Annotated in this window: 9 protein-coding genes and 1 tRNA gene; 5 read left to right on the forward strand and 5 right to left on the reverse strand. The window is 44.1% G+C overall.

Annotated features, from left to right (window positions below):
* Positions 1–1,561 precede the first annotated feature (1,561 nt).
* Genes ACMFL8_RS04315 through ACMFL8_RS04330 form a run of 4 tightly spaced genes read left to right on the forward strand, consistent with a single transcriptional unit; the run spans position 1,562 to position 6,578 of the window.
* Complete coding sequence (locus ACMFL8_RS04315) at positions 1,562–2,488, forward strand: NAD(P)-dependent oxidoreductase (protein WP_227679694.1); 927 nt, start codon at positions 1,562–1,564, stop codon at positions 2,486–2,488.
* A 3-nt stretch (positions 2,489–2,491) separates the two neighbouring features.
* Positions 2,492–4,030 (forward strand): aldehyde dehydrogenase family protein, encoded by a 1,539-nt coding sequence (locus ACMFL8_RS04320; RefSeq protein ID WP_201593727.1) that lies wholly within the window; start codon positions 2,492–2,494, stop codon positions 4,028–4,030.
* Between the two features lie 18 nt (positions 4,031–4,048).
* Complete coding sequence (locus tag ACMFL8_RS04325; RefSeq protein ID WP_201593728.1) at positions 4,049–5,212, forward strand: M20 aminoacylase family protein; 1,164 nt, start codon at positions 4,049–4,051, stop codon at positions 5,210–5,212.
* Positions 5,213–5,261: 49 nt separating this feature from the next.
* Positions 5,262–6,578 (forward strand): DUF3100 domain-containing protein, encoded by a 1,317-nt coding sequence (locus tag ACMFL8_RS04330; RefSeq protein WP_201593729.1) that lies wholly within the window; start codon positions 5,262–5,264, stop codon positions 6,576–6,578.
* Between the two features lie 83 nt (positions 6,579–6,661).
* Here ACMFL8_RS04330 and ACMFL8_RS04335 read toward each other — a convergent pair whose 3' ends face one another.
* Positions 6,662–7,567 carry a LysR family transcriptional regulator gene (locus ACMFL8_RS04335; protein WP_201593730.1) on the reverse strand — a complete coding sequence of 302 codons (906 nt, stop codon included), beginning with the start codon at positions 7,565–7,567 and terminating at the stop codon, positions 6,662–6,664.
* A gap of 433 nt (positions 7,568–8,000) precedes the next feature.
* A tRNA-Val gene (locus ACMFL8_RS04340) sits at positions 8,001–8,077 on the reverse strand.
* A 300-nt stretch (positions 8,078–8,377) separates the two neighbouring features.
* On the opposite strand from ACMFL8_RS04340, the gene ACMFL8_RS04345 reads away from it, so the two are divergent.
* Positions 8,378–9,355 carry a glutathione S-transferase family protein gene (locus ACMFL8_RS04345; RefSeq protein ID WP_413190202.1) on the forward strand — a complete coding sequence of 326 codons (978 nt, stop codon included), beginning with the start codon at positions 8,378–8,380 and terminating at the stop codon, positions 9,353–9,355.
* A gap of 127 nt (positions 9,356–9,482) precedes the next feature.
* Here ACMFL8_RS04345 and hemB read toward each other — a convergent pair whose 3' ends face one another.
* From hemB to ACMFL8_RS04360, 3 genes are all read right to left on the reverse strand, one after another.
* Positions 9,483–10,490, reverse strand: a complete 1,008-nt coding sequence (gene hemB, locus ACMFL8_RS04350) for a porphobilinogen synthase (protein ID WP_413190203.1) — start codon at positions 10,488–10,490, stop codon at positions 9,483–9,485.
* Between the two features lie 379 nt (positions 10,491–10,869).
* On the reverse strand, positions 10,870–12,684 hold the full coding sequence (locus ACMFL8_RS04355; RefSeq protein ID WP_194620225.1) for an efflux transporter outer membrane subunit: 1,815 nt from the start codon (positions 12,682–12,684) through the stop codon (positions 10,870–10,872).
* Complete coding sequence (locus ACMFL8_RS04360; protein ID WP_413190204.1) at positions 12,684–15,914, reverse strand: efflux RND transporter permease subunit; 3,231 nt, start codon at positions 15,912–15,914, stop codon at positions 12,684–12,686. Before ACMFL8_RS04360 ends, ACMFL8_RS04355 begins: the two co-directional genes overlap by 1 nt.
* Positions 15,915–15,926 lie beyond the last annotated feature (12 nt).

Genomic DNA, 15,926 nt, shown 5'->3' on the forward strand with positions numbered 1-15,926 from the left:
AGTGGTGCGGGGCTTTTATGTCACCGCACTATTTTTCGAATGAAACGCCTAGTGCAGAATAATTTACAAAAACCTAGTGCAGAATGAACTACAAATTAGTGCGAAATAAATTCGCAAATTACAGTAGAGGTCGAAAGTGCTACTCTGAAAGATAGGCGAAATAGAGAGCAGGCACAACTTAAGCAGACATGTTTTTTAATGACGTTCGATGAGAGTGCCAAAAGAGGAGATTTGAATCTACGTAAAACTTCCTTTCCCGCTACAGCCTATATTTTGCGGACAAAAAAAAGCCCCAATCGTGAGATCGGGGCTTTCTAAATTTGGTAGGCATAAGCAGACTCGAACTGCTGACCTCTACCATGTCAAGGTAGGTCGACCAACTTTCTTTAAATGATCTAATTCCACATAAGCTGTAAATAAAGGGATATATCCTATGTTAATAATTATATATCGGCATGAGATTGATGTAAATTAATATTTAACTCGTATCTAGGCACTATATTTTTATAGTATTTTTACCGCTACTCTGTTGTCAAATTAGACCGAAAATAGTGAGAATGATTCATTGAGTAATAAGTAGTTAGAGTTTTCTGTCGCTTGGTATTTAGCAGAATGTGATAGGAGGATCAACTGTTACTTTCGACATCGGGAGACTATACAGTTGAAGGTAGTATTTAATATGTGGCATTTTAGGAATAAAAAGTAGATTATGATTTAGCCTTTTTTCTACAGTGATGAGGGTATTAGTTACTACGAGATGTTAATGATTTGATAGAGAAGAGCGTGCTAAAAAATCTTAGGCTTCAGGACGTAGTACGAGCTATGAGATAGTGATCCCCTATCGAAATATAATATGAATAAAAGTACTTAATTATGCTCAAAAACTAACTCTTCACTATAATGAGGCTCAAATTTGATTAAAGGATTCAAGTCTCTCATATATTGAAGTGAATATATATCGGTGGATACTTGAATTCCAATCAGCTTTAACAAACGAGTTGTAACGCCAATTACTTTTATGAAAATCGACCAGTAAGTCGTGAGTCTTGAAGATTGGTTTCTGTCGACTTCGATTATTTTCCCAAATTGTCACAACCTGCGTTTGCCCCAATAAACGTTGTGAGAGGAATACGCTGGACAAAATACTCACCATATGGACGATCCACAACATCTCCTTGAATACAACCGCAACTAAGGGTTATGTTCTATCCTTAAGATTTTTCATCATTACATCGTACCACCACACTACTCAAGGTTTGTCATTACTAGTTAACGGGTGAACTATATAGCAAACGACCTAGCAACTATCTGGACCTTGTATTCGGTCGCAGTATTCATCCATGTAAAACTCCGCCCACCAAGACCGAAATGACAACGTTCCCAAAACTAAGTCATCAATCGGTTATGTCTGCTATAAGCTCGCTATAGCTATTTTAGTAACATCTTACCAGTCTCTACAAATAACAAAATGAAGTGAAAAGAAACCTATCTAGTTTCTTACGCTAGTGTTGCCTTTTTTAGAACGCAAAAGGTTATTTGTTGTGATTCTTCTTAATGGTTTATTAGTCATAATAAGACTGACAGAAAACACAAGACTAAAGGAATAGACATGACTAATGGAAATATAGGTATTGTCGGTTTAGGCCGTATGGGCAGTGGTATGGCTCAGTCTTTGCTTCGCAAAGGTTTTAAAGTATTTGGCACGGACATAGGAGAAACCCAACGCCAAGCTGCCAAAGAAGTGGGCGTGAATGTGGTTGCAGATATTAAAGCGCTTTGTACCGAATCTAACGTCATCATTTTATCTTTGCCAATGGCAAAGCATGTACAAGCAGTTGTTAAAGGTAAAGGTGGCATTATTGACTGCGCTCAGCCTAATACTCTAATCATTGATACTTCTACCTCAGAACCAGAGGTGACGCGGGTACTCGCGATAGAGCTGGATCAGTTAGGCCATCAGTTATTGGACTGTCCTGTCAGTGGCGGTCCGGCGGGTGCTGAAGCCGGTACTATGGTGATGCTTGTTGGAGGTGAACGCAACTCCCTTGAACGTGCTCAGTTGTATCTGGATGCGCTAAGCTCAAAAGTGGTCTACATGGGCAAGTCTGGCAATGGACATGCCGCTAAGCTCATTAATAATCTGCTATGTGCCGCACATCTCGTGACCACTGCCGAAGCAGTAGCTTTGGGCACCAAGGCAGGCCTTGATCCTGCAGACCTTATTGCTGGTTTGAATGCCGGCTCAGGTCGTAGTGCAATTAGTGAAGTTAATTTCCCTCGTTGGATTCTCAACCAAAGTTTTGATTCCGGTTTTACGATGCAGCTGATGCGTAAAGACGTACGTCTGGCAAAAAATATGATTGGTGAGATGGGATTAGAGTTGCCTTTGGCGCAGCAGGTAGCTGAGATTTGGTCGCAGAGTGAAGCAAACATACCTGATCAGGATGATTTTAACTGCATTGTAAGAAATGCCGGCTTGGGAGAGTAGGTTATGAGTTTTATCGTAGAAGGAAATGGCGAGCAGCAAGTTGACATATTACTTAATGAACTATTAGGTACTTCTGAATTTGGCAGCTGGATTGATGGAGAATTAGTTACAGGTAATGGAGACAACATCGATCTGACTAACCCAGCAACGGGTCAGGTATTCTTAACCTATCGTGATGCGGGAAAAAGTATTGTTGCTGATGCCGCTGATGCCGCTATGAAAGCTCAAAAAGTATGGTGGTCAATGATTGCCAGTGCACGAGGTCAGTTAATGTGGAAGTGCGGCATGAAAATACGCGAAGCCGCAGAACCTTTGGCACGCTTAGAGTGTATCTCTGCAGGCAAGCCTATTCGTGATTGCCGGGTTGAGGTGGCAAAAGTTGCAGAGATGTTTGAATACTATGCTGGCTGGTGTGACAAAATTATGGGGCAAGTTATCCCCGTACCCACAAGCCACTTGAACTACACTCGCCATGAGCCTTATGGTGTCGTCACTCAAATCACCCCTTGGAATGCACCTGTATTTACTGGAGGCTGGCAAATCGCGCCAGCCATCTGCGCCGGCAATGCCGTCTTACTAAAGCCATCTGAATTAACCCCACTAAGCTCAACAGCACTCGTTAAAATTCTTGAGCAAGCAGGTATCCCGTGTGGTTTGGTCAATGTCATTAATGGGCTGGGACACACCACAGGATCTGCTGCCATTGCTCATCCGGCAACTAAAAAAGTGATTTTTGTTGGCTCACCGAAGACTGGCGCGCTCATTGCTTCGGCATCTGCGCAACGTGTCATCCCTTGCGTATTGGAGCTGGGTGGTAAGTCAGCCAATATAATTTTTCCAGATGCTGATCTGGATCGCGCGGTAGTGGGCGCGCAAGCTGCGGTATTTTCTGCTGCTGGACAGAGCTGTGTATCGGGTGCTCGGTTATTGGTCCATCGTCATATCTATAAAGAAGTGTTGGATCGGGTTGCCTCGGCCGCGAGTAAGTTGCCCGTGGGTTTGCCATGGCATGAAGGCACGATGGTGGGACCGATCAATAATCAAAAACAGTTTGACCACGTACACTCGTTAGTATCGGACGGTATTGCTGAAGGTGCGGTTGTTGCCGCAGGCGGAAAGGCAGGTGCTATTTGTGGCGGTGGAAACGGTTACTTTTATCAGCCAACCGTTTTGGCCAATGTGAAAAATGATATGCGAGTCGCGCAGGAAGAAATTTTTGGACCTGTGGTTTCTGTTATTTCATTCGATGAAGAAGAAGAAGCGGTAGCGATAGCAAACGACAGTCGTTTTGGTTTAGCGGGCGCTGTTTGGACGGCTGATGTCGGCCGCGCGCATCGGATGGCCGCTCAAGTAAATGCTGGAACATTCTGGGTAAATAGCTATAAATCAATCAACGTCATGTCGCCATTTGGTGGTTTTGGTGAGAGTGGCTATGGTCGATCGAGTGGCTACGAAGGTTTACTCGAATATACACAGACCAAAAGTGTCTGGGTCGAAACAGCAAAAGACTCCGCTATCCAATTTGGTTACTCAATTCAATAGTACGTAAGGAGAAAACACATGTTAATTAACGAAACCCTACTAGGTGAAGTAAAGCAGTGGCGTCAGCAAATCCATAGTCAACCAGAGCTGGGCTTTAAAGAGTTCAAGACCTCATCATTTATTGTTGATAAATTACAGAGCTTTGGGATGGAAGTGCATCAAGGATTGGGCGGCACGGGCGTTGTCGGTGTTCTAAAGAACGGCTCAGGTCCTACTATTGGCATACGAGCTGATATTGATGCGCTACCAATAAAAGAGCAAAACGATATTGATTATAAATCCACTCACGAGAACTGTATGCATGCCTGTGGTCATGATGGTCACACGTCAGTTTTGCTTGGTACGGCAAAGCATCTTAGCCAGCATAAAGACTTTAACGGTACCATTTATTTTATCTTTCAACCTGCTGAAGAGGTCTTAGGCGGTGCAAAGGCTATGATTGACGATGGGTTGTTTGATAAGTTCCCTATGGATGCCGTCTACGGGTTACATAACTGGCCAGGTCTACCTGTGGGAGAGATTGCGGTCAACGACGGACCTATGATGGCGTCTTTTGATACCTTTGAGATTACTTTAACTGGTAAAGGAACTCACGCAGCGATGCCACATTTAGGCGCTGATCCTATAGCAGCAGGCGCAGCATTGATTACTAATATTCAATCTATTGTCTCTCGTCGAATATCTCCGCTCAAATCAGGCGTCATTAGCGTTACTCAGATGAATAGTGGGGATACGACCAATGTCATTCCTGATTACGCCATTCTTAAAGGAACGGTTCGTAGCTTTGATATGGACGTACGCCAGTCCATGCAGGATATGCTGACAGAAATGGTTGCCGTACTACCGCCTTTATATGGGGTCACAGGCGAGATGGATTACCATATTCGTTATCCAGTCACCACTAATGACAGTCAAGCCTATCTTGACATCAAAGAGGCGGCTACTGACGCGCTGGGTGCTGATAACGTAAATACTGATGTGGAACCATCAATGGCTTCTGAGGATTTTTCATTTATGAGTCAAGTCGTCAAGGGCGCTTATTTTTGGTTAGGTGTTGATGGTAATAGCCCCTCCAAACCATTACACAATGCGGCTTATGATTTTAATGACGATGCTATTGAGACAGGAATCAAAGTATGGGTCTCTTTAGTTGAGTCTCAGCTACCAAAAATTTCTGCATAAACCAAATCATCAAAAAACGTAGGCATCATAAAATGCAAAAGGAACTGCTATGAATAATACCACTATACTATCAAGTACAATGACGAAGCACTTATTTGATTGGAAGCTGCATTTACTAGTAATTATTACATCGCTATTTGCAGAATGGATAGGGATCATTAAGATACCTATTGGTATTGGTACACTAGTCTTACTGCCTTTGCTATATGCATTCATATTTACACTACTATTGAATCCCAACGTTATACCTTCAATGAAAGCGGTAATTTCTAGAGACCGAGCAAAATTTGCAAGCTACGCCGTCCTTTTGAGTATCATGCCATTCATTGCAAAATTTGGTGTTGGTGTCGGTCCTAAGGTCGAAGAAATCATAGCCGCAGGTCCCGCCCTTTTGCTACAAGAGTTGGGCAATGTAATGACTGCTCTTATCGCCTTACCCGTTGCGGTATTGGTATTTGGAATGGGGAGGGAGGCTATTGGTGCCACTCACTCAATTGCTCGTGAACCAAATATTGCGCTCATTGCTGATAAGTATGGGCTTCAGAGCGCCGAAGGTATTGGTGTCATGGGTGTCTATGTAATGGGTACGTTGTTTGGCGCAATTTACTTCTCATTAATGGCGGGTATTATTGCTTCTATGGATATCATGGATGTTCGAGCGCTCGCTATGGCTTGTGGTATTGGTAGTGGTAGTATGATGGGTGCCTGTTCAGCAGCGCTCGCAGAAACGGTACCTGCTCAAGCGGAAACTATTACTGCGTTTGCAGCGACCTCTAATCTACTAACTTACGCCACAGGGCTATTCGTCAGTTTGTTTGTTGCCCTACCATTCACAGAGTTTTTATATAAAGTTATTAACAAATTTAAGAAGAATACTGATATCAGTACTGCCACACAAAAAGGTTTTGGTTTAAAGGTACCAGAGCAATCTATTTTATCAGTAAAGCAGTCTTTATCTCTGTTAGCGGTTATCTGTATCGTTCTATTGCTAAGCAATTGGGTAGGGCAAGGTGTTGATCCAATTTCTGCTCTACCTGCCATGTTGATTCTGTTTGCTTGTTGTATCGCTGGCGTTTTATTAAAGGAGATTATTCCTGTCAATGTCCCTGCTATTGCTTGGATATCAATTGTGGCCATTTTGATATCTTTGCCACAGTTTCCAATGAGCGAATATGTCTTAGTAGAAACAGAAAAGCTTGGCGTATTACAACTCATTACGCCTGTGCTTGCCTATGCAGGGTTTGCAATCTCTCAGATGGAGGTGACTTTGTTTAAAAAATCTGGATTTAAAATCGCAGTGGTTGCGCTGCTTACTTTCACTGGCACTTTTTTGGGTTCTGCCATGATAGCCCAGGCTATGCTGTAAAAGGCGCGAAGCCGTTCAGTTCGACGTTAACAGCTATTTCAAAACAGCGTCCAGCAACTCAACGTTGCTGGTGTGCAGCCCGTTTACAAAGCTTTCATCCATGACTTCATATGCTGTAGTAATTCATGCGGGCCTTGGGATAGATGACGACCCAACCGAGTGACGATATGAGCTTCACCGCTTGACAGTAGCGTATTGTCTATAGGGATTGCTATCAAATGTCCGTCTTTCACTTCTTTGGACACTACAAAATACGGTAGAAAGGTAAAACCCATATTTGAGCGAGCAAAATTCTTTAGCACAGTGAATGAGTCAGTGGTTAGGATAGGGTCAAATCGAATTTTTTGTTGAAATTCGGCCATTGCTAGTAACTGACGCACGCCAAAACGACTTTCAGCTAGCCCCACTGGATATTCCAAAAGCTCCTTCAACTGCATAGGCTTACTTCGATCGGCTAACGGGTGGTCGGGCGAAACAATAATATACATTGGCTGACAACTGATAACCTGTGAGCGGATGCGCGGATGACTGCTGGGATGGAATACTAGCCCGATATGCGCTTCATCTTCCTCAACCTGACGAATCACCTCATTTGATCCACCAGTACTGATCGAAAGTGTTAGCTCCGGATATAGACAGGCAAACTCAGATAATGGGCCCAACATTAAGTCCCCAACAAAACCATCACCCATTGCTAACTTTATGTGACCCCGCTGTAATCCCAACAACGACTGTAATTTGGAAACACAAGTCTCTTCAGCTGAGACTGATTCCCGATAAAACTGTAAGAGAATACTACCAGCTTCTGTTGGTGTTACTCCTTTTCGGTGCCGTTCAATAAGAATGCATGCTAACTCTTTTTCTAACAGAGATATTTGTCGGCTGATGGCCGAGGGAGCAATATCTAGCTTATCTGCTGCAGCCCGGATCGTACCCATAGTCACAGCCTCATAAAGATAGGATAACCGCTTTCCATTAATCTCTTTCATTGCTTCCTCTTGCTCTGTTTTTGGTTTCATTGAATAGGTGCAGCACTTTGACCCATGGATGGAGCAATAAGGGACAGTATCGGTATACTATTTAGTCGAACATATAAAAGTGCCCATGGTGTATAAAAAAGTATACCTTAATAAAAACAAACAGTGACCTAGACTTTTTAAAACGATAATCTTTCAAGTTTACTTGTACAGATTTGACAGCAGAGGTCACTAGCCTAGAGTTTGAAGTGGAGGTCGAAAAGAGGCTTTTAATTTTAATAGTTTTTAAGGGTCGCTCACGTTTTGGTCACCGTCGCTTTTTCAAATGATTTAAAGCTGATTGCATAATCATGACCATGAGTTTATATAAGCAAGAGTTTCCCGCTACAGCCCATATTTTTCAGACAAAAAAAGCCCCAATCGTGAGATTGGGGCTTTCTAAATTTGGTAGGCATAAGCAGACTCGAACTGCTGACCTCTACCATGTCAAGGTAGCGCTCTAACCAACTGAGCTATACGCCTATTTAGGTTGAGCATTTTAGCAAGTTTCTCAAACTTTGCAAGTCTTTTTTATCATAATCTTGCCTTATTATTATTATATTTAGAATTGAAGTCTATATTAAGCACTACAGAATATTTTTTTGTGTATATTTTCTAAATATTAAATTCAACCAGTGTAGTTTTTATTGTTAATTGTAATGAATAAGAGCCTATAACTGGTATGATATCTCTCTAACTGAAGTGAGAGTCATAATAGTAATGACTTAGATTCAGGCATGCCTAACAGCGTCAAATGAAAATTAGAAATAGTCGGAGAATAATATGGGCTTATTGGTAGACGGACAATGGCAAGACAAATGGTACGAGACAGAAGCCAACGGTGGACGTTTTGAGCGTGAAGACGCAGGTTTTAGAAACTGGGTGACCGTGGATGGCAGTGCAGGACCAACAGGTATTGAGGGCTTTAAAGCCGAACCTGACCGTTATCATCTATATGTGTCGCTTGCGTGTCCTTGGGCGCATCGTGCTTTGATTTATCGTAAGCTCAAAGGTTTAGAAGACCTCATCCCAATATCCGTGGTTAATCCCTATATGAGTGAGCACGGTTGGACATTTGCAGATGGTGCAGGCGTCGTTGCTGACCCAGTTATCCATGCAGACTATGCGTATGAGCTGTATACCAAAGCAAAGCCAGATTATACAGGCCGTGTCACAGTGCCGATTTTATGGGATAAGAAGACCAATACGATTGTGAGTAATGAATCATCTGAAATCATTCGCATGTTTAATTCAGCTTTCGACGAAGTTGGTGCTGTAGCAGGTAATTTTTTGCCAGCAGATCTGTTGAGCGAAATCGATGATATCAATACGTTTGTCTATTCTACTATCAATAATGGCGTGTATAAAACTGGGTTTTCGACCACACAAGAAGCCTATGAAGAGGCAGTGATTGAGCTGTTTGCGGCACTAGATACACTTGAGGCGCGCTTGGCACAGCAGCGTTATCTAACAGGCAGCACCATAACCGAAGCCGATTGGCGACTGTTTACCACCTTGGTGCGTTTTGATGCCGTTTATGTTGGGCATTTTAAATGTAATCTGCATCGCATTGTTGATTATCCAAATCTGTGGGGCTATCTGCGTGATTTATACCAAGTGCCAGGTATTGCAGAGACGGTGAATATGACTCACATCAAGCAGCATTACTACACCAGTCATGCCAATATCAATCCCACTCGTATCATACCTGTTGGTCCTGCTATTGATTTTACGACAGCGCATAATCGTGAGCAGTTATAAATATCGATACTTTGTAAGCACAATAAAAATCTTTTGCCTCAAATAGAGTTGCAGTATAAACAATCGCCCCAGCGACTATGAAGCAGCTGGGGCGATTTTTGCGATATAAAAAGCCATTTAATTGCTATTAAGCATTGTTTAGTTGGCGGGCAGCTTCTAATGCAAAGTACGTCAAGATGCCATCAGCCCCAGCACGGCGGAAGCCAATCAAAGATTCTAAGATGACCGCATCACTCAACCAGCCGTTTTGGATAGCAGCCATATGCATGGCATATTCACCAGAGACCTGATAAGCAAAGGTTGGTACGCCAAAGGTATTTTTGACTTCACGAATCAAATCTAAGTATGGCTGACCAGGTTTTATCATGACCATATCAGCACCTTCATTAATGTCCATGGCGACTTCATGCAGTGCTTCAGCACGATTGCCAAAGTCCATCTGATATTGTTTCTTATGCCCACCTTTTAGATTGCCAGCACTACCGACAGCATCACGGAATGGACCATAATATGCAGAGGCATACTTGGCTGAGTAGGCCATAATCGCGGTATTCACAAAACCTTCTGCTTCAAACGCATCACGCATGGCTTTGATACGACCATCCATCATGTCACTAGGAGAGATGATATCAGCACCTGCGCGGGCATGTACTAACGCTTGCTTGACCAATACTTCGATGGTTGCATCGTTGATGACATAGCCACTGTCATCGAGCAGGCCGTCTTGACCGTGTGAGGTGTAAGGATCTAATGCCACATCGGTCATGACGACCATCTCTGGCACAGCGTCTTTGACCGCCTTTATCGTACGTGCAGTCAGGGCATTTTCATCATAGGCTGCTTTGCCATCAGGCGTTTTTAAGGCATTATCAATGACAGGGAAGATGTCGATAGTGGTGACACCTTCTGCTAATAATTCCTTGGCATAATCAATCAGCAAATCAATTGATAGGCGTTCAACACCCGGCATACTAGCGATGGTTTCGCGCTGGTTGTTGCCTTCTAAGACAAATACGGGGGCGATGAAATGCTTAGGATGTAGCTCTACTTCACGAATCATAGCCCGTACATTATCGTTATAACGTAGGCGGCGCAGGCGAGTGGCAGGGTATTGGCGGTTAAAGGTGTAGGTCATAATCATTCCTTACGATCGTTTTAATGGTTATCGCTTCATATCATTGGAGCATAGGTGCTGATATAGTCAGTTCAATATAAAAAAGAGACAACGTGACTGATATAAATTTTTTGTAGTCTCTGTTTGCGTAGGCACAGCAAGCAAGAAGAATTTATACCAGTCACGCATCATAACGTCGTGTATCTATTTTATTTAGCATCGACTATAGATGTAATATTTGAAAATGGTCGCTAACAAAATAGCCGCTAGCATAGTGATTCTACTATAACCAAAGACAGCTAATAAAAGCAAAAAGCCCTACCAAGTCGGCAGGGCTAATGGTACTTATCAACTGTCAATACAAGGATACTGTGATGTAACGATTTTAAGATCGAACCATTTAAGGCTCAACAATCTGCGTGACCGGCACTTGCTCAACACTATTTTCATTGAAACGCGTCTCTTCGGTAATCACACCCACTGCAGCATCTGTTTTACCATCGCTATTGACATCGACGATAGCAGTCGGCTCAAAGGTAGTGGTTTCTGACGGCTGCGCTTGTTTGATTGCGATGGCTTCTTGTACAGACGCCACACGTGCTGAGCTCGCTGCATCAATCGCGTTAGCCGCTTTTACCTTGTTGCTATAGGCAGGTAGGTTAACGACCTGAACCAAGTTGGTATATTGCGGCACAGGGATGACCGTTGGCACATCAAGGTTAGCACCGCCACCGAGCGCTTGGTACAACTCAATTTGGCTGACAAGTTTTTGTAGTTCTAAATCCAAAATTCCCTGCTGGGTTGAGAATAACGAACGCTGGGCATCGAGGACATCTAGATAGTTGGAGACACCCGCTTTAAAGCGTGCATCGGCAATTTGATAGGTTTGCTCAAAGTTATCTTGTAGGCGATACTGAGATTCTAACTGTTCACCCAAGGTGGCGCGTGTCGCTAGCACATCTGACACTTCGCGGAATGCGGTTTGGATAGAGCGCTCATAACTCGAAAGCGTCTGCTCACGCTCGATTTTGGCCACATTATATTCAGCATCCAAACGTCCTGCATCAAAGATTGGGACACTAATACTTGGGCCAAAAGACCAGCCGACTGCACCGCTTTTGAACAGATCATCTAAGCTACCGCTACTGACACCAACACTACTTGCTAAGCTAATGGAAGGGAAGTAAGACGCACGTGCCACTTCGATATTGGCACCCGCAGCTTTTAGGTTGTATTCCGCTTGTAAGACATCAGGGCGATAGCGTAACAACTCACTTGGTAAGCCAGCATTAAAGAGTTGCTGGCTAGTAATATTGCTGACTGCCGGTGTTGGAATCAACTCGTTTGGAATAGAAGCGCCAATCAAATATTGCAAGGCATTACGTGAGGTCAAGATACTGCTTTGTGCCCGTAATACGGCAAGCCTAGCATTTTCTAAAGAAGCACTGGCTTGCAATGAAGGCAGTTTAGGATCAATGCCTGCCTCAAAACGTTTGCTCGCAATAAACAATGATCTGTCACGACTCTCAACAGTAGCTTCTGCCAGCTTAAGCTGTGCCAAGCTATAGCTTAAATTGGCATAGCTTTGGGCAATATTACTGATTAGACTAATTTGAGTCGAATCCTTCGCGGCTGTAGTCGCCAAAAAATTCTGCAACGCTTGATCTTTTAGGCTAGAAATCTTACCCCAAAAATCTAGCTCGTAGTTGGCCAATCCTAGGTTGACGTTATAACTACTGTTGGGGTTTTTGTCGGTTCTATTCTGTGCTTGGCGCGTGTAGCCGCCACTACCATTGATGGTTGGCAAATCGTTAATATCGGTGATTTGATATTGCGCTCGTGCTTTTTCAATGGCTAAACGGGCACTTTCAAAGTCTTTATTGTTCTCAAGTCCTAAAGCAATCAGCCCTTTTAGACGCTCATCGCTATAGAAATTTTGCCAGCGTTGACCCGCAATACTTGGCTGTGAGGCGTTACTAGCCGTTTCCTTGTCGAACGCCCCGTAGGCTTGTTCAATAGAGATATTGGGCTCAGCAAGTACAGGGCGAGTATCGGCTTTTGGAATGGTGTTACAAGCCGCCATACTCATCGCTAAAGCAGTCAAGCCGATTAAACGACCGCTGTTCTTGCGCATGCGTGATAGAACTGGGCGCGCAAGGGTAGCTGAGGCTACCACCGCTGTAGTATTGGTTGTACATGTTTTTTGAGCACTCATTATGTATTGTCTCCAAGGCTTGCAGGCTGATAACTCTCTGAGGGAGTTGGGTTCTGAGGAGCAGGCGTACCATTGTCGCCATCGCCTTTATCATTTGGCTTGTTGTTGTCATACTTGTGAGGGAACACACTACGTATCCAGATGTAGAACATCGGGATAAAGAAGATGCCTAAGAGGGTCGCCGTTACGACGCCGCCAACCACACTGGTACCAATGGCATTTTGACTGCCTGAACCTGGACCGCTCGCCAAGAATAATGGCACAACACCTAGACCAAAGGCAAGTGAGGTCATGATAATAGGGCGCAGACGTTGGCGTGCTGCTGTCATGACTGCCTCTTTTAGACTATAGCCTTCCTCTTGATGCTCTTTAGCAAACTCGATAATCAAGATGGCGTTTTTGGCCGATAGACCAACCACCGTCAATAGACCTACTTGCAGGTAAATATCGTTGGCGAAACCTCGTAACCACGTAAATATGACTGCTCCTAATACCCCAAGTGGAATGACCAGTAGGACAGAGAAGGGGATAGACCAGCTTTCATAGAGGGCTGCCAAACATAAGAACACGACTAAGATTGAAAGCGCGTAGAGCATCGGTGCTTGAGCGCCTGACTTTTGCTCTTCTAGTGACATACCTGTCCACTCGTAACCGATACCTTCAGGTAGCTTCTCAATCATGGTTTCCATCGAGCTCATGGCTTCACCAGTACTTAGACCGGGCGCAGCACTACCTTGGATGTTCATAGACGGTAAACTGTTGTAGCGGGTCAGACGTGGTGAGCCTGATTGCCATTCACTGGTCGAAAAAGCATTAAATGAGATCATATCGCCCATTTCATTTCGCACATACCATTTACCAATATCATCAGGATTGGTACGGCTACTCGCTTCACCTTGAACAAAGACGCGTTTAATACGACCACGATCAATGAAGTCATTAACGTAGCTTGAGCCCCAAGCGGTTGAGATAACGCTATTGATATTACCTAGTGACAAGCCATAAGCGGCGGCTTGCTCTTGGTTGATATTTACCTTAAGCTGCGGTGAGTCTTCCTGACCGTTAGGACGTACACCAGCGACTTGATCGTTTTGCGCTGCCATGCCTAGCAGCATGTTTCGTGCTTCAAGTAGCCCGTCGTGACCAAGGTTACCATTATCTTGGAGCATCAAATCAAAACCACTGGCGTTACCAAGTTCGGTAATGGCTGGCGGTACAATCGCAAAAACTTGCGCTTCATTTAATTGGGTAAAGAAGTAACCCATTGCTCGACCAGCAACAGCCTGAGCAGTGTTCTCATCACCCGAACGCGCTTCCCAATCTGACAGGCGAACGAATGCCAGTCCCATATTTTGCCCTTGACCTGCAAAGCTGAAGCCTGCAATGGTAAAGACGGAGGCAATGTTATCGGTTTCTTGAGTGTCGTAATAGTTTCTTACTTTATCGAGCACTTCTTGTGTTTCATCTAACGTCGAACCGGCAGGAAGCTGAACCAAAGTAAACATAATACCTTGATCTTCTTCTGGTAAAAATGAGCCGGGAATACGTAAGAATACCACCACCATGACGCCAATAATGGCCGCATAACCAATCAAATATAGCCATTTGAAGCGAAAGCTTTTACCGACAAAGCCTTCGTATGAACGACTAAGCTTAAAGAATGAGCGGTTAAACCAGCCAAAGAAGCCTTTTTGCTTTTCTTCGTTGCCTTTTTCATGGCTCTTGCCACGTTTTAATAAGGTCACGCATAGCGCAGGGGTGAAAACAAGGGCGACAATGGCTGATAGCACCATAGCAGTAATCAAAGTAATGGAGAACTGACGGTAAATTACGCCCGTTGAACCACCGAAGAAGGCCATCGGTACAAATACTGCTGATAGAATCAAAGCAATACCGATAACAATCTTACTAATCTCACCCATCGATTGAATGGTCGCGTCTTTAATAGAAATATGAGGATCTTCTTCTAAAATACGTTCAACGTTCTCTACCACAACGATCGCATCATCGACCAGTAGACCGATGGATAGTACCATCGCAAACATGGTCAGCACGTTGATACTAAAGCCCGCTACATAAAGCACTGCGAACGTGCCCAATAAAACGACAGGTACGGCAAGCGTCGGAATAATAGTTGCACGCCAGTTCTGTAAGAAAATGAACATGACGATAAATACCAACACAATCGCCTCAATGAGGGTCATGACGACTTGTTCGATAGACAAGCGTACGAATGGCGTGGTGTCATAAGGAACGACTGAGGCTAGACCAATTGGGAAGTTTTTTTCTAGCTCCGCCATACGTGCGCCAACGGCTTCACGAGTCTCAAGCGCGTTAGCACCACCTGCGAGTGAAATACCCAAAGCGGCAGCTTCTTGACCGTTATATAGCGATACTACACTATAGTCTGCACTACCGATGTCGACATCTGCCACATCGCCTAAGCGTACTTGGGCGCCTGAGGTATCTGTTTTTAACAGAATATTTTGGAATTCTTCAGGTGTTTGTAGATAGCTTTGCACTGTAACGGTGGCATTGATAACCTGTTGGTCGGTATCAGCAGGTGCTTGACCTAGCTGACCAGCAGATACTTGCGCGTTCTGCGCTCGTATTGCATTGACGACATCAGACGGTACCATGTTATAGCTGCGTAGGCGTGAAGGGTCAAGCCATACACGCATTGCATAGGTAGAGCCGAAGACTTGAACTTCACCCACACCCTCTACACGACTGATCGAATCGACGACATTGGAGTTAATGTAATCAGCAATATCCGCTCGATCCATAGTGCCATCTTCAGAAATAAATGCTTGCACCATCAAAAAGCTGCTAGACGATTTATTGACGTTGACGCCCTGACGCTGAACAGACTCAGGCAAGGAGCTCATCGCGGCTTGCAGTTTGTTCTGTACTTGTACTTGTGCGGTATCAGAATCAGTACCATTCTCAAAGGTAAGCGTCACTGAGGCGCTACCATTTGACGAGCTCGATGACGACATATACATCAGACCATCAAGACCCTTCATACGTTGTTCAATGATCTGTACGACTGAGTTCTCGACAGTTTGTGCGTTAGCACCAGGATAGCTGGCACTGACTGAGATGGTCGGTGGTGCAATACGTGGATACTGTTCGATCGGTAGGTTAATGACCGATATCACCCCGATGAGCATGACTAAAATAGCCATAACCCATGCAAAAATAGGGCGATTAATAAAAAAACGTGACATAGTATATCCCTA

The sequence above is a fragment of the Psychrobacter sp. AT9 genome (genome assembly GCF_047272965.1).
Lineage (GTDB): Bacteria > Pseudomonadota > Gammaproteobacteria > Pseudomonadales > Moraxellaceae > Psychrobacter > Psychrobacter glaciei.

Excerpts from the sequence above, each read along its gene's own strand:
- ACMFL8_RS04320 (WP_201593727.1), top strand. The coding sequence starts at position 2,492 with ATGAGTTTTATCGTAGAAGGAAATGGCGAGCAGCAAGTTGACATATTA.
- ACMFL8_RS04325 (WP_201593728.1), top strand. The coding sequence starts at position 4,049 with ATGTTAATTAACGAAACCCTACTAGGTGAAGTAAAGCAGTGGCGTCAG.
- ACMFL8_RS04330 (WP_201593729.1), top strand. The coding sequence starts at position 5,262 with ATGAATAATACCACTATACTATCAAGTACAATGACGAAGCACTTATTT.
- ACMFL8_RS04335 (WP_201593730.1), bottom strand. The coding sequence starts at position 7,567 with ATGAAAGAGATTAATGGAAAGCGGTTATCCTATCTTTATGAGGCTGTG.
- ACMFL8_RS04345 (WP_413190202.1), top strand. The coding sequence starts at position 8,378 with ATGGGCTTATTGGTAGACGGACAATGGCAAGACAAATGGTACGAGACA.
- hemB (WP_413190203.1), bottom strand. The coding sequence starts at position 10,490 with ATGACCTACACCTTTAACCGCCAATACCCTGCCACTCGCCTGCGCCGC.
- ACMFL8_RS04355 (WP_194620225.1), bottom strand. The coding sequence starts at position 12,684 with ATGAGTGCTCAAAAAACATGTACAACCAATACTACAGCGGTGGTAGCC.
- ACMFL8_RS04360 (WP_413190204.1), bottom strand. The coding sequence starts at position 15,914 with ATGTCACGTTTTTTTATTAATCGCCCTATTTTTGCATGGGTTATGGCT.